Below are 19,199 nucleotides of genomic sequence, written 5' to 3' on the forward strand. Positions count from 1 at the left end.
CCGGGCGCTCCGCGCACGTACGCTCGGCCGGGGGCGGTCCGGTGGTCCGCCCGGCGGAGCGACGGGAGGCGCCGTGCGGTACCGGGAGTTCTGGCAGCTCGTCGACGAGGTGCTCGGCAGCGCCCACGGCCGGGCGCTGGTGCACGAGCTCGTCCTGCCGCGGCTGGACGGCCGCACCGCGGAGCAGGCGCTCGACGCCGGCGTGGAGCCGCGGGACGTGTGGCACGCGCTGTGCGACGAGCTGGACGTCCCCGACCCGCAGCGCTGGGGCGCCGACCGCCACCGGCAGGCACCGCCGCGCCGCTGACCCCACGCTGTCGCGGAGGGCGGCGGGACAGGTCCGCGGGCGGGGCCCACGTGGCAGGCTGGGACCGTGCCGTCCGACGACCCGCGCCCGCGTCGTGGCTGGTGGTCGGTCACGCTCAGCGACGTCGGCGACGCGCTGCTCGGGCTGGTCACGACGGCCGTCGGCCTGGGGGTCGCCATCGCGGTGGTGGACGGCGTCCGGGCGACCAACCCCGGCGCGGTCGTGCTCGCCGCGCTGCTGGTCGGCGCGGGGGACCTGGTGCTGCGCCCGCCGCTGCGCGTGCTCGCGCGGGTGGGCGGTGCCATGGGGGCGCTGGTCGCCGGGCTCGGCGCGCAGGTGGCGGTCGTGTGGCTGGCGCTCTCGCTCGGCCCGGGCCTCGAGGTGCGCAGCGCGTGGGCCGTCGTGCAGGTGCTCGTCATCACGGCCTGCGTCATGGCGGTGGGCCGCTGGGTGTGGGGCGCGTCCGACTCGGACTACGTCGTCGGGGACGTGCTGCGGCGCGCCCGGGCGCGGGCCCGCCGCGCGGGGGAGGGCGGCGGCGCCGTCCCGGACCACCGGCCTCCCGGCCTGCTGGTCGTCCAGCTCGACGGCGTGGGCACGGCGGTGCTGGAGCAGGCGCTCGACGCGGGGCTGGCCCCCACGATGGCGCGCTGGCTCGAGTCCGGCAGCCACCGGCTGACGAGCTGGTGGGCGCAGGCACCCTCGACCACGCCCGCGAGCCAGGCGGGCCTGCTGCACGGCGCCGCCGACGCGATCCCGTCGTTCCGCTGGTGGGACCGTGACGCGGGCCGGCTCGTCGTCACCAACCACCCGGACGACGCCGCGATGGTCGAGCGGCGGCTGTCCGACGGCCGCGGGCTGCTGGCGGACGGGGGAGCGGCCGTCTCGACGATGTTCTCCGGCGACGCGACCCGGCAGCTCCTCGTCATGAGCCAGGCCCGGCGCGGCATCGGGCCGGGGACGTCCTACCTCCGGTTCTTCGCGAGCCCCTTCGTGCTGGCGCGCGCCGTGACGCTCACGGTCGGCGAGATGGTCAAGGAGCTGTACCAGGGCCGCCGCCAGCGGGTGCGCGACGTCCGGCCCCGGGTGCCGCGCCGCGGCTGGTACGTCGTGCTGCGCGGCGTCACGAACGTGCTGCTGCGCGACCTGGCGACGTCCCTCGTCGCCGAGCAGCTCGTCCGCGGTGCCCCCGTGGTGTTCGTGGACCTGGTCGACTACGACGAGATCGCCCACCACGCCGGCCCGACGCGGCCGGAGTCGCTGCGCGCGCTCGACGGCCTCGACGGCGTGCTCGACACGCTGCAGCGGGTCGCCGACGCCGCCCCGCGCGACTACCGGGTGGTGGTGCTGTCCGACCACGGGCAGGCGCTCGGCCCGACGTTCGCGCAGGTCGCCGGCGAGCCGCTGGTCGAGGTCGTGCGGCGACGGGTGGCGGCCGGCCGCGAGGAGCCGCCGCGGGGCCCGGCGACCGGTGCCGAGGGCGGCGGACGCGCGGGCACGGCACCCGGCCGTCCGGGCGGTGCGACGGACGTGGACGCGGTCCAGGCCGCCTCCGACGAGGAGTGGGGGCCGCTCAACGCCTTCCTGTCCTCCGCGGCCTCGCGCCACGGTGAGGACCGCGCGGTCGTGCTCGGCCCTCCCGGCAAGGACCGGCGCGACGGCGAGCGCGCCACGGCCGGGGACGGTGCCCCGCCCCCCGAGGTCGCGGTGACGGGCTCCGGCAACCTCGGCATGGTCTGGTTCCCGCGCGAGCCCCGGCGCCTGGTGCTGGAGGAGGTCGAGACGCGCTGGCCGGGACTGGTCCGCGGGCTCGCCTCGACGCCCGGCATCGGCCTCGTGCTCGTCGACACCGCCGCGCGCGGGCTCGCCGCGGTGGGGACCGGTGGCATCGCGTGGCTCGAGCCCGACGAGGCGGACGGCCTGCCCGCGGTGGACGGCACCGACCCGGTGGCTCGCTACGGGCCGCGCGCCGCGGCGGACCTCCGGCGGCTCGGGCGCCTGGGCCACGTCGGGGACCTCGTGGTCCTCTCCGACGTCACGCCCGGCGGGCGGGTGCACGCCTTCGAGGGCCAGGTCGGCTCGCACGGCGGACTCGGGGGCCCGCAGAACCGGGCGGTCCTCCTGCACCCCGCGGAGCTGCCGGTCGACGACGACCTGCTCGAGGACGTCGACGGCGAGCGCATCGCGGTCGGGGCCGACCGGGTCCACCTCCAGCTGCTGCGCTGGGCCACCGCGCTCGGGCTCCGCCGGGACGCCACGCCCCCCGCTGCCGCCGGGGAGGACGGTGCCGCGCCGGCGGCGAGGCCCGCGGGGCGGCGCCGTCCCGGGGACGGCTCGTGAGCTCCGGCGCCGCCCCCGGGGCCGCCCCGGCGGCCGGGGCGACCCTGCGGTGGCTCGGGCACGCGACGGTCGTGCTCGACGTCGGCGGCGCCCGGCTGCTCACGGACCCGCTGCTGCGTCCCCACGCCGGGCTGCTGCGCCGCCGGGCGCCCGTCCCGCGCGCCGCGGACTGGGCCGACCCGAGCGCGGTCCTGGTGTCCCACCTGCACCACGACCACGCGGAGCTCGGCTCGCTGCGCCTGCTGCCGGGGGTCCCGGTGCTGGCCGCCGGGGCCAACGCGCACTGGCTCGCGCACCAGGGCCTGGACGCGGTGGGGCTCGGTCCGGAGGAGTGGTGGACGGTGCCCGGGACGGACGTGCGGGTCCGCCTGGTCCCGGCGGTGCACGGGCACCGGCCGATGCCGCACCGGCCCAACGCGGCGCACGGCTTCCTCGTGGTAGCACCCGGCCTGCGGGTGTGGTTCGCCGGGGACACCGCGCCCTACCCGCACATGCGCCACCTGCCGGAGCTGGCCGGCGGTCCGCTCGACGTCGCGCTCGTGCCCGTCGGCGGCTGGGGGCCGCGGTTGTCGGGCGGGCACATGGACCCCGTCCAGGCCGCCGAGGTCTGCGAGCAGGTCGGTGCGCGCTGGGCGGTCCCGGTGCACTGGGGGACGCTGCACGCTCCGGCATCGCGCCGGCTGCCGCCCGGGTGGATGGACCGCGCGGGCCCGGCGTTCGCCCGGGCGCTGGACCGCGGGGCGCGCGTGCGGCCGCTGCTGCTGGCGCCGGGCCAGGCGGTGCGGCTGGGGGAGGCGGAGGGGCTGTCGGGCCTCGTCTGACGCCGTGCGACACGCCGTGGCGCGGGGATGTCGAGTCGAACAGGTGTTCGGGTACTGTGGCCGACGTGACGCGCCGCGGGTCGGGCGCGGGCCGCGGAGCCGTCCACAGGTGGGACGGCGGCGGGGCCTGTGGACGACGCGGGGTGCATGTCGGTGGTCGGGCATAGCGTCACAGCACGACACGGAGACCAGCCCCCGCAGGCGCAGCGCGACGCTGCACGAGACGACGAGGTGTGACATGCCCGCTCCCCAGGACCGCGAGAAGGCCCTCGAGGCCGCACTCAGCCAGATCGACCGCCAGTTCGGCAAGGGCTCGATCATGCGCCTCGGCGAAGAGGGGCGCGCCCCCGTCGAGGTGATCCCGACCGGCTCGATCGCCCTCGACGTCGCGCTCGGCATCGGTGGCCTGCCCAAGGGCCGCGTCGTCGAGGTGTACGGCCCGGAGTCCTCCGGCAAGACGACCGTCGCGCTCCACGCCGTCGCCAACGCGCAGCGTGCCGGCGGCATCGCGGCGTTCATCGACGCCGAGCACGCGCTGGACCCGGACTACGCGAAGAAGCTGGGCGTCGACACCGACGCCCTGCTCGTCTCCCAGCCGGACACCGGTGAGCAGGCGCTCGAGATCATGGACATGCTGATCCGCTCGGGTGCGATCGACATCATCGTCATCGACTCCGTCGCGGCGCTCGTGCCCAAGGCGGAGATCGAGGGCGAGATGGGTGACAGCCACGTCGGCCTCCAGGCCCGCCTCATGTCGCAGGCGCTGCGCAAGATCACCGGTGCGCTCAACGCCTCCGGGACGACGGCGATCTTCATCAACCAGCTGCGCGAGAAGATCGGCGTGTTCTTCGGCTCGCCCGAGACGACGACCGGTGGCAAGGCGCTCAAGTTCTACGCCTCCGTGCGCATGGACATCCGGCGCATCGAGACCCTCAAGGAGGGGTCGGACGCCGTCGGCAACCGCACCCGCGTCAAGATCGTCAAGAACAAGATGGCGCCGCCGTTCAAGCAGGCCGAGTTCGACATCCTCTACGGCGTCGGCATCTCCCGTGAGGGTGGCCTCATCGACATGGGCGTGGAGCACGGCTTCATCCGCAAGTCCGGCTCCTGGTTCACCTACGAGGGCGACCAGCTCGGTCAGGGCAAGGAGAACGCGCGCGGGTTCCTGCGCGACAACCCGGACCTGGCGGCGGAGATCGAGAAGAAGATCAAGGAGAAGCTCGGCATCGGCGCGAAGGTCGACGCTCCGGCCGGCGCGGAGGTGAAGGTCGACTTCTGATGTCGGCCGAGCACGACCAGGTCGCGCGGCCGGCCGGACGCACCCCGTCCGGCCGGTCCGGGGCGTGGGACGTCCCGGGGGAGGCCGGCGGATCGGCGTGGGACGACCTCTCCGCGTCCGACACGTCGGCCTGGGACGACGAGGTCGCCCCCGTCGACGGCCGTTCGGCTGTCACGGGTGCCGCCGCACCGGACGCGTTCGGGCGTCACGACGAGACGTCCGTGTGGGACGACGACCGGCCCGTGCCGTCCGCCTGGGCCGAGGTGGGGTCGCCGGGGTCGACGGCCCCGGCGACGCCCGGACGGGCTGCGCAGCCGGGGGCCTCGCAGGGGACGCCCGCCGGGCCCGTCATCGCCGGGGCGCAGGGCGACGCCGACTCGGCTGACGTCGAGCCGGCCGCCGCCGGGGCGCACGCCGACGGCGAGCCGGCCGACGTCGGCGAGATCGCCGGCGTCGGTGGACCGGTGGGGCCGGACACGGCCCCCCGCCCGGAACGCGCGCGTGACCGGTCCGAGGTGGTGGCCACGACGGCCGAGCTCGCGGCGCGCGTGGCCGAGATCCTGGCCCGGCCGGCCGGCGACGGTCAGGCGTCGACCGCCCGGGCGTCCGCACGCGGTGCGGGCGCGGTCGGATCGCAGGGCACTGGTGGTGTCCCGCCGACGGAGGAGGACGCCGAGCCCGCTGCCGGGGACACCCGGCGCCGGGACGGCGCGGGAGGCCGGCGTCCGACGCGCGGGCGGCGCAGGGCACCGGCGAGCGAGCCCCCGCAGGACGGCCCTGCCGCGACGGACGCGGAACCCGACCCGGAGTCGGTCGCGCGGTCCCTCGCGCTGCGGCTGCTGACCGGGGCTCCGCGGAGTCGGGCGCAGCTCGCCGAGGCGATGGCCCGCAAGGACGTCCCGGAGGAGGTCGCCGAACGGGTGCTCGACCGGTTCACGGACGTCGGGCTCGTGGACGACGGCGCGTACGCCGAGATGCTCGTCCGCACGCGGCACGCCGAGCGGCGGATGTCGCGGCGCGGCATCGCGCAGGAGCTGCGGCGCCGCGGGGTCGACGACGTGACGGCCCGCGACGCGCTCGCGCAGGTGGACGACGAGGACGAGGAGCGCGCGGCACGGGCGCTCGCCCGCAAGAAGCTCTCCGCCACCCGCGGGCTCGACCGGGAGACGCGGCTGCGGCGTGCGTACGGCGCGCTCGGCCGCAAGGGCTACGGCGGCGAGCTCGTCGCCCGGGTCGTGCGCGAGGAGCTCGCCGCGGAGGGGGCGGACCTCGACGACTGACGCCGTCCCCGCGGACGTCGAGGGTCGACACCGCGCCCGCCCGTGCGTCGCGCACCGGGACGCGCGGGTCGAGGTGGAGAATGGACCGTCGTCCCGGCAGCCGGGCGCGCCGCGACGAGCGGTGCGCGACGGCCCGCGGACCGAACCGATCCCCACCGCCAGGGCCTCCCGGCCCCGGCCCGTCCCGGACGAGGAGCGTGCCCGTGCAGGACGTCGCGGTCGTCATCGGCCTCCTGCTGGCGTGCCTCGTCGCCCTGGTGCTCGTGCTCGTCGCCCGCCGGGAGGCCGCGGCGGTCCGTCGGCAGGCACTCGAGGACGTGCAGTCCATCCGCGACGAGGCCCGCGCCTCCCTGGCGGACGCGCAGCGTCGCGAGGCCCGCGCCACCGAGCGTGAGGAGTCCGCGACGGCCGCGGAGCGCGCGGCCACGACGCGCGAACGGGCGGCCGCCGAGAAGGAGCGGGCGGCGGCCGCGGCGCGGGACGCCGCGGAGGAGCTCCGGCGTGCCGCGGCGGACGCGCGGGGGACCGCAGAGCGCGAGCTCGCGGGCGCGCGGGACGCGGCCGCGCGCGAGGCGGCGGAGCTGCGGTCCCGCACCGAGCGGGACGCCCTCGAGCAGCTGGAGGCGGCGTCGGGGCTGACCGCCGAGGAGGCGCGCGCCGAGCTGGTGCGGCGGCTCACGGCGGAGGCCCAGGCCGCGGCGGCGGCGACGGTCCGCCGCGTCGAGGCGCAGGCGCGACGCACCGCGGACGCCCGGGCGCGCAGGGTGCTCGCGACGGCCGCGCAGCGCACGGCGGTCGCCACGAGCAGCCAGAGCACGGTGACGCTGCTCCCGCTGCCGTCGGACGAGATGAAGGGCCGGATCATCGGCAAGGAGGGTCGCAACATCCGGCTGTTCGAGGCCCTCACCGGGGTGAACGTGCTGGTCGACGAGACCCCGGACACCGTGGTGCTGTCGTGCTTCGACGCGGACCGCCGCGAGGTCGCCCAGGTGGCGCTCGAGGCGCTCATGGCCGACGGGCGGATCAACCCGCAGCGCATCGAGGCGGCGTACGCCGAGGCGGTCGCCGGCGCCGACGACCGCGCGGACGAGGCCGGCCTCGCGGCCGCGGAGCGCGCCGGCGTCCGCGGTCTGGACGCCGAGCTGGTGCGCGTGCTGGGCCGGCTGCGCCTGCGGACCTCGTTCGGGCAGAACGTGCTGGACCACGTCGTGGAGACCGCGTTGCTGGCCGCGCAGGTCGCCGGCGAGCTCGGCGCCGACGTCGAGGTGGCGCGCCGCGCCGCGCTGCTGCACGACGTGGGCAAGGCGCTCACCGGGGAGGTGCCCGGCACGCACGCGACGGTCGGCGCCGCGCTGGCGGAACGTCACGGCGAGTCGCCCGCGGTCGTGAACGGCATCGCCGCCCACCACGACGAGGTCCCGGCCGAGACCGTGGAGGCGGTGCTCGTCCAGGTGGCGGACGCGATGTCCGCGTCCCGCCCGGGTGCCCGCCGCGAGGACGTCGACCAGCACGTGGAGCGGCTGGAGAAGCTGGAGGAGCTCGTCGCCGGCCACGCGGGCGTGCGTCGGGCGCTCGCCATGGCGGCCGGGCGCGAGATGCGGGTCGTCGTGGAGCCGTCGCAGGTCCCGGACACCGACCTCGGGCGGCTCGCGGTGGAGATCGCCCGGCACATCGAGCGCGACCTTTCCTACCCGGGCGAGATCACGGTGACGGTGGTGCGCGAGGTGCGCGCGAGCGCGACCGCCGGCTGAACGGCGGACGGGTGCCGGACGGCCGCGCCGCGGTGTCGTCAGACCGCCGACCCGGTGCCCCCACGGCCCCCGCCGGCGGTCGCGGCCGCCGCCGCGGTGAGCGCCGGGTCCGCGCCCGCGCGTCCGGCCGTGCGCGTGCTGCGGCCCTGCAGCCACACCGCGAGCCGCGTCAGCGACAGGTTGACCACGAGGTAGGTGCCCGCGCCGAGCACGAACAGCGCCACGTAGTACCGGTTCCCGAAGTACTGGGCGTTGTTCTGCATGGCCTTGAGCAGCTCGGGGTAGCCGACGATGAACCCGAGCGACGAGTCCTTGAGCAGCACGACGAGCTGGGCGACGAGGCTCGGGAGCATGGTCCGCACCGCCTGGGGGAGCAGCACGAGGCGCATCGTCTGCCACCGCGAGAGCCCGATCGCCGCGGCCGCCTCCGACTGGCCGCGCGGCAGCGACGCCAGGCCCGCCCGCAGGATCTCGGCGATGATGGCCATGTTGTACACGGTGAGGCCGAACACCACGGCGGCGAACGCGTCCCACCCGAAGCCGAGCAGCGCGAACAGCATCATCAGCAGCACGGGCAGGCCGCGGAACAGCTCGATGACGACGGTCGCGGGCGCGCGCAGCCAGCCGATCCGGGTGGTGCGCCACATCGCGAGCAGCAGCCCGAGCACCAGGGCGAGCGGCGCGGCGACCACCGCCGCGCGCAGGGTCGCGCCGAGCCCGACGACGACCATGGAGCGCCACACGTCCTCGGCGGTCTGGTTCTTGGGCGGGTCGTACAGGACGTCCCAGCGGTCGGCCCCGAACAGGCCGCGCTGCTCCGCGTACCGGTAGGCCAGGGCGAGCAGGACGATCAGCATGAGCGCGCCGGCGACCGAGCCGATGCGCTCGCGCCGGCGGGCGCGCGGGCCGGGCTGGTCGTACAGGACGGAGCTCATCGCGGGCCCCTCTCGGGCTCGTGGGTGCGGCGGTCGTGGCGGGTCGGGGTCACCGGGCGAACGCCACCTTCCGCTCGAGCACCCCGGCGAGGTAGCCGGCCGGGATGGTGATGACGAGGTAGAACACCGCGACCCCGGCGAGCGCCTGGATCGCCTCGGCGGGGTTCGCGAGGGCGACGCGGCGGCCGGCGGCGGTGAGCTCGACGACGGCGAACCCGGCCGCGACGGAGGTGTTCTTCGCGAGCGCGATGAGGACGTTGATCAGCGGCGGCACCACGGTCCGCACCGCCTGCGGCAGCACCACGAGCCCGAGGGTCTGCCCGAAGGTCAGCCCGATGGCGCGGGCGGCCTCCGCCTGCCCGACCGGGACCCCGTTGATGCCGGACCGCACCGCCTCGCAGACGAACGCCGACGTGTAGGCGGACAGCGCGATGACGGCCGTCCAGAACCCGAGCGGCGGCAGGATCCCGAACTGCGGTGCGACGAACACGAGGAAGAAGAACACGAGGGTCAGCGGCGTGTTGCGCAGCAGCTCCACCCAGGCGACGGCCGCGCCCCGCAGGGTCGGCAGCGGCGACACGCGCAGCGCGGCGAGGACGGTGCCGGCCACGAGCGCGAGGGCGCCGGCCAGCAGCGTGAGCTGCAGCGTCAGCCGGAAGCCGCTGAGGTAGGCCGGCAGGTTGTCGGCGATCAGGTCCACGCAGTGCCCTCCAGGGAGGCGTCGGGGAGCGGGCCGGGTGGCGCCGGGCGGGGTCGCCCGGCGCCACCCGCGGCGTCAGTACCGGTCGACCGCCGGCGGCTCCGGCGTCGGCAGGACGGTGCCGGCCGTGGCCTCCCACGCCTCGGTCCACGTGCCGTCCTCGTACGACTCCTCGAGCACGTCGTTGATCCACATCCGGAAGTCGGTGTCGTCGAGCGCGAGCCCGATGCCGTACGGCTCCTCGGTGAAGGGCTCGCCGCGCACCTCGAAGGTGGGGTCGTCCGCCGCGAACCCGGCGAGGATCACGTTGTCCGTGCTCATCGCGTCGACCTGGCCGCCGCGCAGCGGCTCGAGGCAGTCGGAGTACGCGCCGAACGGCACGACCTCGGTGTCCGGGAAGTTCTCGAGCAGGTTCGCCTCGGGCGTCGAGCCGGAGACGGTGCAGACCTTCTTCCCGGCGAGGTCGTCCGGGCCCTGGATGTCCTCGTTCTCCGCGAGCGTGAGGATCGACTGCCCGGCCTCGTAGTACGGGCCGGCGAACGACACGACCTCCTTGCGCTCGTCGTTGATCGTGTACGTCGCGATGACGATGTCGACCTGGCCGGACTGGATGAACGACTCCCGGTTGGAGGAGATGGTCTCGGTCCACTGGATGCCGTCCTCGGGGATGCCGAGCGCACCGGCGATGATCCGGCCGATCTCGACGTCGAAGCCCTCGGGCGTGCCGTCCGGCCCGACCAGCCCGAACAGCGGCTGGTCGAACTTGGTGCCGATCGTGATGGAGCCGGCCTCGGCGAGCTCCGCCATCGTGGACCCCTCGGGGAAGTCGGCGGCCTCGACGTCGGAGACCTCCGGGCTGGCCCCGTCGCCGTCGTCCGAGCCGCCGCAGGCGGTTAGGGCGAGGACGGAGGCGGCGGCGAGGGCGATCGGTCCTGCGGTGCGGGTTCTCATCGGGCTGTCTCCTTGCGTCGCGTGCGTGTCGGTCGGTGTCGTGTCGGTTCCGGTCGGTGCTCTCGGTGCGGTCGGTGCGGTGGTGCCGTGGTGGTCGGGTCGCAGGGGCGGGGGACGGGCTGCCGGGCCGCGCAGGACGCGGTGGCCGGTCAGTGGGTGAGGATCTTCGACAGGAAGTCGCGGGCGCGGTCGCTGCGCGGGGCCGTGAAGAACGTCTCGGGGTCGGCCTCCTCGACGACCGCGCCGCCGTCCATGAAGACGACCCGGTCGGCCGCACGGCGGGCGAACCCCATCTCGTGCGTGACGACGACCATGGTCATGCCCTCGCCGGCGAGGGACACCATGACGTCGAGCACCTCGTTGATCATCTCGGGGTCGAGGGCGGAGGTCGGCTCGTCGAACAGCATGACCTTCGGCTCCATGGCGAGCGCCCGGGCGATCGCGACGCGCTGCTGCTGCCCGCCGGAGAGCTGGGCGGGCAGCTTGCGGGACTGGCTCGCGACGCCGACGCGCTCGAGCAGCTCCATCGCGCGCTCCCGGGCCTCGGACGCCCCGAGGCGCCGCACCTTGCGCAGGCCGAGCGTGACGTTCTGCAGGACCGTGCGGTGCGCGAACAGGTTGAACGACTGGAACACCATGCCGACGTCGGCGCGCAGCCGCGCGAGGTCGCGTCCCTCCGCGGGCAGCGGCTGGCCGTCCAGGGTGATCGTGCCGGACTCGATGGTCTCGAGCCGGTTGATCGTGCGGCACAGCGTCGACTTGCCGGAGCCGGACGGGCCGATGACGACGACCACCTCGCCGCGGTGCACGGTGAGGCTGACGTCCTGCAGCACGTGCAGGTCGCCGAAGTGCTTGTTGACGTGGTCCAGGACGACGAGGGGCTCGCCGCCGTGCGGGCGTGCTGCTGCGGGGGCCGGGGCCGGGTCGGGCTGCGCCATCCTCGGAACCTAGGCGGCGGATGTGACAGCCGCCACCCGTTCAGGTCACGGGACGGTCACAGGATCGCCGTGACCGGGTCCGTCGGGCGGCGTCCGCGCACTGGCTCGCCGCCGCTCGCGAGGGCCCGCGGGGGACGGACGTACCCTTGTCCGCGATGAGCACGACGACCACGCCCCCCGCCGCGACCGGCCTCGCGGACCTCGCCGTCCCGACCGCCGGCGCCGCCCCGCGCACCTACCTCGTGAAGACGCTCGGGTGCCAGATGAACGTGCACGACTCCGAGCACATGGCGGGCATGCTCGAGCAGGCCGGCTACGTCGCCGCGTCGCCGGAGGCCGCGGCCGCGGAGGACGCCGACGTCATCGTCATCAACACCTGCGCGGTGCGCGAGAACGCCGCCGACCGCCTGTACGGCAACCTCGGCCGGCTCGCGGGGGCCAAGCGCACCCGCCCGGGCGGGATGCAGATCGCCGTGGGCGGCTGCCTCGCCCAGAAGGACCGCTCCGGGATCGTCGAGCGCGCGCCCTGGGTGGACGTCGTGTTCGGCACCCACAACCTCGACGTGCTCCCGGTGCTGCTGGAGCGGGCGCGCCACAACCGGGCCGCCGAGGTCGAGATCGAGGAGTCGCTCAAGGTCTTCCCCTCGACGCTGCCCACCCGCCGCGAGTCGGTCTACGCCGGCTGGGTGTCGATCAGCGTCGGGTGCAACAACACGTGCACGTTCTGCATCGTGCCGCACCTGCGGGGCAAGGAGCGCGACCGGCGTCCGGGCGAGGTGCTGGCCGAGGTCTCCGCGCTGGTGGAGCAGGGCGCGATCGAGGTGACGCTGCTCGGGCAGAACGTGAACTCGTACGGCGTCGAGTTCGGCGACCGCGGCGCGTTCGCGAAGCTGCTGCGCGCCGCGGGCGCCACCCCCGGACTCGAGCGGCTGCGGTTCACCTCCCCGCACCCGGCGGCGTTCACCGACGACGTCATCGCGGCGATGGCGGAGACGCCCGCCGTCATGCCGAGCCTGCACATGCCGTTGCAGTCCGGCTCGGACCGGATCCTGCGGGCGATGCGGCGGTCCTACCGGTCGGAGAAGTTCCTGGGCATCCTCGACCGGGTCCGCGAGCGGATGCCGCACGCCGCGATCACGACCGACATCATCGTCGGGTTCCCGGGGGAGACCGAGGAGGACTTCGCGGAGACGCTGCGGGTCGTCGAGGCGTCCCGGTTCTCGTCCGCGTTCACGTTCCAGTACTCGCCGCGCCCCGGCACCCCCGCGGCCGACCTGCCCGACCAGCTGCCGAAGGCCGTCGTGCAGGAGCGCTACGAGCGCCTGGTCGCGCTGCAGGACCGGATCGCGCTCGAGGAGATGCAGGCCCAGGTCGGCCGCACCGTCGAGGTGCTGCTGGCCGAGGGCGAGGGGCGCAAGGACGGCGAGACCCGGCGCCTGTCCGGTCGCGCCGCCGACAACCGCCTCGTGCACCTCGCCGTGCCGGAGGGCCTGGACCCCGCCGACGCGCCCCGGCCCGGCGACCTGGTGACGGTCGACATCACCCGGGCGGCGCCCCACCACCTGGAGGCGGACTCCGGGGCGCTCGGTGGCACGTTCGCGGTGCGCCGCACCCGTGCGGGCGACGCGTGGGAGCGTCGCGCGCAGGGCGGGGACGACCACGCGCACGGCGGTGCGGGTGACGCGTGCGGCACCGGGGCGGGCTCGGGCGGACCGGCGGCGCCGGTGCTGCTGGGCCTGCCGACGGTCGGCACCGGGCCGCGCTGAGGCGCGCTGAGCCGCGCGGGGGACGACCGCTGCGCGGGTGCCGCCCGGAGCCGCACCAGGACCGCGCGCGGTGTCAGACCTGCGGCGGCGGCAGCGTCTCGAACGACGCGAACGCCTGCACCCCGGTGCCGAGGCCGCACGACACGAGCTGGTCGAGCTGCTCGTCCGTGACGCCGTGCTCCAGGTCGGTCGACACCTCGCTGTACACCGCGACCTGGCCCTCCTCCTCGCGGAGGTAGAGCTTCGGCCAGATGCGCTCGCGGTTCCAGTCGTTCAGGGCGAGCGCGACGGCCCGCCGGCCGTCCACCGGGAGCTGGCGGTGCCACCGGCCCCGGACCTGCAGGATCTCCTCGTGCTCGCCGAGCAGCAGGAACCAGAACCGCGAGTCGTTCCAGACGCCGGTCAGGTCACCGTCCTCGTCCACGCGGAAGTGGTAGCCCCGCGCGGACAGCGCCGCCGCGACGCGGTCGCGGGTGAGCGGCGTGGGCCGGGCCTGCGGGGCGACCCGCCGCTCACCGGTGCCCTGCGGCGTGCGCGGCGCGAGGACGCGGGAGAGCCACCCCGGCGTGCGCGCCGTCACGGTGCCGCCGCCGCGGGGTCCGGGTACAGCTCGTCGATCGCGTCGAAGAACGTGCTGGACGTCGAGACGCCGCAGAACAGCAGCTGGCTGAGCTGCTCGTCGGTCGCGCCGTGCTCGAGGTCGGTGGAGACCTCCGCGACGACGTGGACCATGCCGTTGTCGCGGACCCGCACGTACGCCTTCGGCCAGATCCGCTCGGCGTTCCACTCGGTGCAGGCGTCGAGCACCTCCTCGAGGCGCTCGATCGCGATCTCCCGGTTCCACTGCCCGCGGACCTGGAGGATCTCCTGCTGGTCGCCGAACAGGAAGAAGTAGAACAGCCGTCCCCGCCACAGGCCGCCGAGGTCGCCGTCGTTGTCGACGAAGTAGTGGAAGTCGTGCTCCTCGAACCACCGCTGCACCCGCTCGGGCGTCAGCGGCGTGGGCCGGCCGTCGTCGACGGTGACCGCGGCACCAGCCCCCGCCGGGCGCCCGCCGCGACCTGCCACGGGCGCACCGGGACGACCCCCGGGCTGCGGCGCAGGACCCGGCCGGTCCGGGTCGCGGCGCGACCGGCGATTCCGGAACAGACCCATGCCGGAAACCCTACCCGGGGCCGCCGACGACGCCAGGGATCGCGCCCGCGGGCGTGGGCGGGCCGCCGCACGCCGAGGCGAGTGGGCTTAGGCTCGATCGGGCAGGGGCGGCACGGCCACCACCTGCACCGACGCCAAGCAGCGGCGCCGACGGGCGCCGCACGAGACTGAGGACGGACATGGGGTTCTTCACCAAGCCGGAGGCCACGGGATCGGCGCCCGCCACCGAGGCGCTGACGCACGACCGGATCACGGCCGTGCTGGACGCCCGGGACATGCGCTACGGGGTCGACGACGACGGCGACATCGGCGGCTACTGGGACGGGCACCTGTTCTACTTCTTCCGCCTCGGGGGCCAGCAGGAGTACCTGCAGGTCCGCGGCCGCTGGAACCGGAAGGTCTCCGTCGACGAGTACGCGCGCGTCGTCGACCTCGTCAACAGCTGGAACTCCGAGAAGCTCTGGCCGAAGGGCTACGTCCGCCCCGAGGGCGAGGTCGTCGGCGTCTACGCCGAGCACACCGTCGACTACGAGCACGGGCTGACGGACGAGCAGCTCGACCTGCACCTCGCGTGCGGCATCACCACCGCCCTGAGCCTGTTCGAGCACCTCGACGAGCAGTTCCCGGAGCAGGCCGCCACGGCGAAGGCGGAGCTCGAGGCCGAGTGACCGTGCCGCTCGAGCCCACCACCGGCCGGGCGTTCCAGGTCGACCTCCACGGCGTCGTCGACCTGCTCGCCCGGCACCTGTACTCCGGCCCCCGCGTGTACGTGCGCGAGCTGCTGCAGAACGGCGTCGACGCCATCACGGCGCGGCGTGCGGTGGACCCGGCGTGCCCGGCGACCGTGCGGCTGCGGCCGCTGGCGGACGGGTCGCTGGCGGTGGTGGACTCTGGCGTCGGCCTGACCCGCGCGGAGGCCGAGGAGCTGCTGGCGACCGTCGGCCGGTCGTCCAAGCGGGACCTCGACCTCGGGCTGGGCCGGGAGGAGTTCCTGGGGCAGTTCGGCATCGGCCTGCTGTCCGCGTTCATGGTCGCCGACGAGATCGAGCTGGTGTCGCGGTCCGCCCGGGACCCGGGTGCCGCCGCGATCCGCTGGCTCGGGCGCGCGGACGGCTCGTACGACCTGGCGGAGCTGCCCGCGGCGGACCTGCCGCCCGGGAGCACGGTGCTGCTGCGGCCGCGCCGGGACCTCGAGCACTGGCTCGCGGGGGAGACCGTGGCGGCGCTCGCGGCGGAGTTCGGGTCGCTGCTGCCCGTGGACGTGGCGGTGGAGGTGCCGCTCGGCGGGCCCGGCACGACGGGCGCGGGCGGGGCGGGCGCGGGCGGGGCGGGCGCGGTCGACCGTGACCCGGCCACCCGCACGCGGGTGCTCGCGGACGGCGGGGCGCGACCCGGGCACGCGTGGCGCCGTGTCACCGTCCCCGACCTGCCGTGGGCGCGGACGCACGCCGACGACGCCGCGCGCACCCGCGCGCTGGAGCGGTACTGCGAGCAGACCTTCGGCTTCACGCCGCTGGCGCACCTCGACCTGGAGGTGCCCCTCGCGGGGGTCACCGGCGTCGCGTTCGTGCTGCCGGCCGCGGTCCCGCCGGGCGGTGGCGGCACGCACCGCGTCTCCGTGAAGCGGATGCTGCTGGGCGCGCGCGTGGAGGGGCTGCTGCCCGAGTGGGCGTTCTTCGTGCGCTGCGCGATCGACGCCTCCGCGCTGCGGCCCACCGCGTCGCGCGAGCAGCTCTACACCGACGAGGTGCTGCTCGCGACGCAGGAGGCGCTCGCCGGGCAGGTCCGGGACTGGACCCTGCGCACGCTCGAGTCGGGGACGGCGCTCGCGCGGCAGTTCGTCGCCACGCACCACCTGGCGGTGCGGTCGCTCGCGCTCACGGACGACACGATGCTCGACCTCGCGGCGCGGATCCTGCCCTACGAGACGACGGACGGGACGCTGACCCTGGCCGAGGTCGCGCAGGAGCACGGCCGGGTCGTGTTCGCCCCGACGCTGGAGGACTACCGGCGGATCGCCCCCGTCGCGCGGGCGCAGGGCGTGGCGGTCGTGAACGCCGGCTACGTCTACGACGCCGACCTGCTGGCACGGCTCTCCGGGCGCAACCGCCTCGGCGTCGAGGTGCGCCCCCTCGGGGCGGGTGACATCGCCCAGGTGCTCGCCGCCCCGGCGCCGGAGCGGGAGCTGGAGACGCTCGACGCCGTGCGCGCGGCGGGCGCGGTGCTGCGCCCCCAGGACTGCGACGTCCTGCTGCGCACGTTCGAGCCGGCGGACCTGCCGGCCGTGCTCCTGCACGACCGGGACGGCGACCACCAGCGCGACCTGCACGCGGCGATGGGCGAGGCCGACGACGTGTGGAGCGACGTGCTCGCCGGGTTCGCCGAGCCCGTGCCCGCCCGCCGGCTCGTGCTCAACGACGCGAGCCCGGTGGTCCGGGACCTGCTGGCGGCCCCGCCCGGCGAGGTCGCGGCGGCCGGGGTCCGGTCGCTGTACGTCTCGGCGCTGCTGCTGGCCGGCGAGCCGCTGCGCGCCCGGGAGTCCGAGCTCATGACCGGGTCCCTGGCGGTGCTGCTGCGCGCCGGGCTCGGCGGCGCGGCCGGCCGGGGGACCGACGTCCCCGGCCGGGACCACCGGGACCACCGGGACCACCGGGACGACCAGGACGACGAGGACGCCGGGGGACCGGCAGGACAGGAGCGCGCGTGACCCGCACGCTGGACGACGCCAACCGCGAGATCACCCGGGTGCGGCAGATGCCGTACGGGCTCGCCCGGACGCAGGCCGCCGAGCGGCAGGTGCGGCTGGTCGACGCCGAGGGCCCGGACGCCGCGCGGGCGTACGCGCTGAGCACGCTCGTCGAGGCCTACCAGTGGGGCGGGGAGGTGGACCGGTCGTTCGTCGCGTTCGCCCGGCTGCTGCGCTGGTGGGACGAGCACCCGGAGCACTTCGACGCGCAGGACCGGCACGCGCTGTTCTGGTCGTTCAAGTGGATGGTCAGCGCGCTCGCGGACTTCCCGACGGTGCCCGCCGAGCAGATCGACCGGACGCTCGCCGACATGGAGCGTCGCTACGCGCTCGCCGGCAACGGCATGGACGCCGTCGCGTACGAGCGGTTCGCGTGGGCGCGCCAGCGGGGCGCCGCCGACGCGGAGGCGGCGTACCAGGCGTGGGTCGCCACGCCGCGGGACGACTGGTCCCAGTGCGAGGCGTGCGACCCCGGCGACCGCGCGGCGTGGCTGCTCGCGACGGACCGGGTCCCCGAGGGCATCCGCCTGATCGAGCAGACGCTCGCGCAGGACCCGTCGTGCGCGTCCGAGCCGGCCGACATGCTGTCGTACCTCGCGGAGGCCTACCTGGACACGGGTCGCCCCCGCGACGCCGCCCGGGCCCACCGGCGGGCCGTCGCCGCGCTGGCCGAGGCGGAGTCCGACATGGTCGGCGCCCGCGGCCGGCGCATCCGGCTGCTCGCCCGCGGCGGGCAGGCCGAGCGGGCGCTGCGCGCGATCGAGGCGGACCAGCAGTACCTGACCGGCGGGGACACCCCGTACTCGCGCCTGGCGTTCTCGCGCCTCGTCGGGGCGGCGACCCACGTGCTGCGCCCGGAGCACGGCGACCACCCGCTGCGCCTGGACCGGGTCCCGGCCGCGACCGTCGCCGAGCTCGACGACTGGCTGCGCGCCCAGGCGGCGGAGCTCGCCGCGCGGTTCGACGCCCGCAACGGGACGTCGTCGGAGTCCGAGGCGGTCGAACGGGCGTGGCGGACCGAGCCCGCCGACGACGTGCTGGACCTCGACGTGCTGCCGCGCGGGCTCGGGAGCGCCGGGGCAGCGGGCGCCGGTGCCGCGGGCGCCGGGTCACCGGCCGGCGCACCGGCGGGTGACCCGGACCCCGCACCCGTGGACGAGGTCGGCGCGCACGGCGCGGGTCGGGGGACGCACGCGCAGCACGCCGCCCCCGACGCGCTCGTCGCGGAGGCCGAGCGCCTCGTCGCGGCGGGAGACCCGGAGGCGGCCGCCGCCGCGTACCTCGACGCCGCTGTCGCGGCCGAGCACGCGGGGCTGCTCGCGGACTCCGGCTTCGCCTACGCCGAGGCCGCGCACTGCGCCCAGGTGCTCGGCGACGACGACGGGGCGTCGGCGGGCTACGCCGCGGCAGTCCCTCGCCTGCGCGCCGGGGGCCTGCCGCCCGCGGCGCTCGCCCCGGTGGTCGTGCAGTGGGCGCGCGCGGCCGCCGCCACCGGCGACGCCGCCGCCGTGCTGCGCGAGACGGACGACCTGACCGCGGCGCTCGCCGCGCGCCTGGACGCACCGCCCTCCGCGGACGAGGACCGCGCGGAGGCCCTGGTCGCGCGGGAGCAGGCGGCCGACCGCCGCGCCGCGGCCGACCTGGAGGACGCCGCCGCCCGGCTGCTGGCCACGCTCGGCGGCGACGGCCGCGCGCAGGACGCCGCGGCACGTGCGCAGCGGGCCGCCGAGGCGTACGCCGCGCTCGGTGCGCCCGCCGACGCCGCGCACGCGTTCTGGCTGGCCGGTCGCCTGCACGACGGGCTCGGCCGCGTCGACGAGGCCGTGTGGCACCTGGAGTCCGCCGTCGAGGGCTTCACCGCCGCCCGGCAGCGGGGCCCGCGGGGCGAGGCCGCGAACGACCTGGTCGACGTGCTGCGCCGCTCCGGGCAGGACGCCCGGGCCGACGAGCTCGCGCGCTCGCTGACGTCCTGAGCCGGGGCCGCGCGGACGCCGGGCGGCGGGATACGGTCGGGGGGTGCGACCGGCCGTGGTGTTCCTGCCCGATACGGCGCTGCTCGTCCCCGGCGCGGCCGGCCGGGAGGACCCCGCGTCCGCGCTGCGCGAGGAGGCGCTCGCGCTGCTCGGCGCGGCGGTGCCCGGCCTGCCGCCGGACGTGCCCGCCGAGCCGGTCGCCGGCGTGCCCGCCGATCCGGCCGCCGGCGTGCCGGCCGAGCCGGTCGCCGGCGTAC

The 19,199-nt window shown here is 76.3% G+C and carries 17 protein-coding genes; 11 read left to right on the plus strand and 6 right to left on the minus strand.

All coding sequences use genetic code 11. The annotated features are described in order from the left end of the window. The first annotated feature begins 73 nt into the window (after window positions 1–73). The 6 genes from AAHH18_RS13065 (at window position 74) to rny (ending at window position 7,778) form a co-directional block, all read left to right on the plus strand. A complete protein-coding gene (locus tag AAHH18_RS13065; RefSeq protein ID WP_283320010.1) occupies window positions 74–307 on the plus strand; it encodes a DUF3046 domain-containing protein in 234 nt (77 codons plus the stop codon). Window positions 308–373: 66 nt separating this feature from the next. Beyond that, window positions 374–2,647 carry a phage holin family protein gene (locus AAHH18_RS13070; RefSeq protein ID WP_343301911.1) on the plus strand — a complete coding sequence of 758 codons (2,274 nt, stop codon included), beginning with the start codon at window positions 374–376 and terminating at the stop codon, window positions 2,645–2,647. Further along, on the plus strand, window positions 2,644–3,468 hold the full coding sequence (locus AAHH18_RS13075) for an MBL fold metallo-hydrolase (RefSeq protein ID WP_343301912.1): 825 nt from the start codon (window positions 2,644–2,646) through the stop codon (window positions 3,466–3,468). The genes AAHH18_RS13070 and AAHH18_RS13075 overlap by 4 nt, the downstream gene beginning before the upstream one ends. A 238-nt stretch (window positions 3,469–3,706) precedes the next feature. Next, window positions 3,707–4,747 (plus strand): recombinase RecA, encoded by a 1,041-nt coding sequence (recA, locus tag AAHH18_RS13080; protein WP_283320013.1) that lies wholly within the window; start codon window positions 3,707–3,709, stop codon window positions 4,745–4,747. Further along, a complete protein-coding gene (locus AAHH18_RS13085) occupies window positions 4,747–6,027 on the plus strand; it encodes a RecX family transcriptional regulator (protein WP_343301913.1) in 1,281 nt (426 codons plus the stop codon). The genes recA and AAHH18_RS13085 overlap by 1 nt, the downstream gene beginning before the upstream one ends. Window positions 6,028–6,224: 197 nt before the next feature. Then, a complete protein-coding gene (rny, locus tag AAHH18_RS13090; RefSeq protein ID WP_343301914.1) occupies window positions 6,225–7,778 on the plus strand; it encodes a ribonuclease Y in 1,554 nt (517 codons plus the stop codon). A gap of 38 nt (window positions 7,779–7,816) precedes the next feature. Here the strand turns inward: rny and AAHH18_RS13095 are convergent, their stop codons facing one another. The 4 genes from AAHH18_RS13095 to AAHH18_RS13110 form a co-directional block, all read right to left on the minus strand. Next, on the minus strand, window positions 7,817–8,713 hold the full coding sequence (locus tag AAHH18_RS13095) for an amino acid ABC transporter permease (RefSeq protein ID WP_343301915.1): 897 nt from the start codon (window positions 8,711–8,713) through the stop codon (window positions 7,817–7,819). Window positions 8,714–8,762: 49 nt separating this feature from the next. Beyond that, the gene (locus AAHH18_RS13100; protein ID WP_283320016.1) at window positions 8,763–9,413 is read right to left on the minus strand and encodes an amino acid ABC transporter permease; all 651 of its coding nucleotides are present in this window, start codon (window positions 9,411–9,413) and stop codon (window positions 8,763–8,765) included. A 75-nt stretch (window positions 9,414–9,488) separates the two neighbouring features. Continuing rightward, window positions 9,489–10,364, minus strand: a complete 876-nt coding sequence (locus tag AAHH18_RS13105) for a glutamate ABC transporter substrate-binding protein (protein ID WP_343301916.1) — start codon at window positions 10,362–10,364, stop codon at window positions 9,489–9,491. 149 nt (window positions 10,365–10,513) lie between these two features. Further along, a complete protein-coding gene (locus tag AAHH18_RS13110; RefSeq protein WP_343301917.1) occupies window positions 10,514–11,302 on the minus strand; it encodes an amino acid ABC transporter ATP-binding protein in 789 nt (262 codons plus the stop codon). A gap of 155 nt (window positions 11,303–11,457) precedes the next feature. Between AAHH18_RS13110 and miaB the strand changes: the two genes are divergently transcribed. Next, window positions 11,458–13,068 (plus strand): tRNA (N6-isopentenyl adenosine(37)-C2)-methylthiotransferase MiaB, encoded by a 1,611-nt coding sequence (gene miaB / locus AAHH18_RS13115; RefSeq protein WP_343301918.1) that lies wholly within the window; start codon window positions 11,458–11,460, stop codon window positions 13,066–13,068. 73 nt (window positions 13,069–13,141) lie between these two features. On the opposite strand, the gene AAHH18_RS13120 is transcribed toward miaB, so the two are convergent. After that, window positions 13,142–13,648 carry a type III secretion system chaperone family protein gene (locus AAHH18_RS13120; RefSeq protein ID WP_343301919.1) on the minus strand — a complete coding sequence of 169 codons (507 nt, stop codon included), beginning with the start codon at window positions 13,646–13,648 and terminating at the stop codon, window positions 13,142–13,144. Continuing rightward, on the minus strand, window positions 13,645–14,136 hold the full coding sequence (locus AAHH18_RS13125; protein ID WP_283320021.1) for a type III secretion system chaperone family protein: 492 nt from the start codon (window positions 14,134–14,136) through the stop codon (window positions 13,645–13,647). The genes AAHH18_RS13120 and AAHH18_RS13125 overlap by 4 nt, the downstream gene beginning before the upstream one ends. A gap of 266 nt (window positions 14,137–14,402) precedes the next feature. Here AAHH18_RS13125 and AAHH18_RS13130 point away from each other — a divergent pair, with 266 nt between their 5' ends. From AAHH18_RS13130 to AAHH18_RS13145, 4 genes are all read left to right on the plus strand, one after another. Further along, a complete protein-coding gene (locus tag AAHH18_RS13130; protein WP_283320022.1) occupies window positions 14,403–14,891 on the plus strand; it encodes a type III secretion system chaperone family protein in 489 nt (162 codons plus the stop codon). After that, a complete protein-coding gene (locus AAHH18_RS13135; RefSeq protein WP_343301920.1) occupies window positions 14,888–16,930 on the plus strand; it encodes an ATP-binding protein in 2,043 nt (680 codons plus the stop codon). Before AAHH18_RS13130 ends, AAHH18_RS13135 begins: the two co-directional genes overlap by 4 nt. Beyond that, on the plus strand, window positions 16,927–18,942 hold the full coding sequence (locus tag AAHH18_RS13140) for a hypothetical protein (RefSeq protein WP_343301921.1): 2,016 nt from the start codon (window positions 16,927–16,929) through the stop codon (window positions 18,940–18,942). Before AAHH18_RS13135 ends, AAHH18_RS13140 begins: the two co-directional genes overlap by 4 nt. A gap of 43 nt (window positions 18,943–18,985) precedes the next feature. Next, window positions 18,986–19,199: hypothetical protein (locus tag AAHH18_RS13145; RefSeq protein ID WP_343301922.1), on the plus strand; the 214-nt coding region annotated here is incomplete at its 3' end.

The organism is Cellulomonas olei (assembly GCF_039548315.1).
Taxonomy (GTDB): Bacteria; Actinomycetota; Actinomycetes; order Actinomycetales; family Cellulomonadaceae; genus Cellulomonas.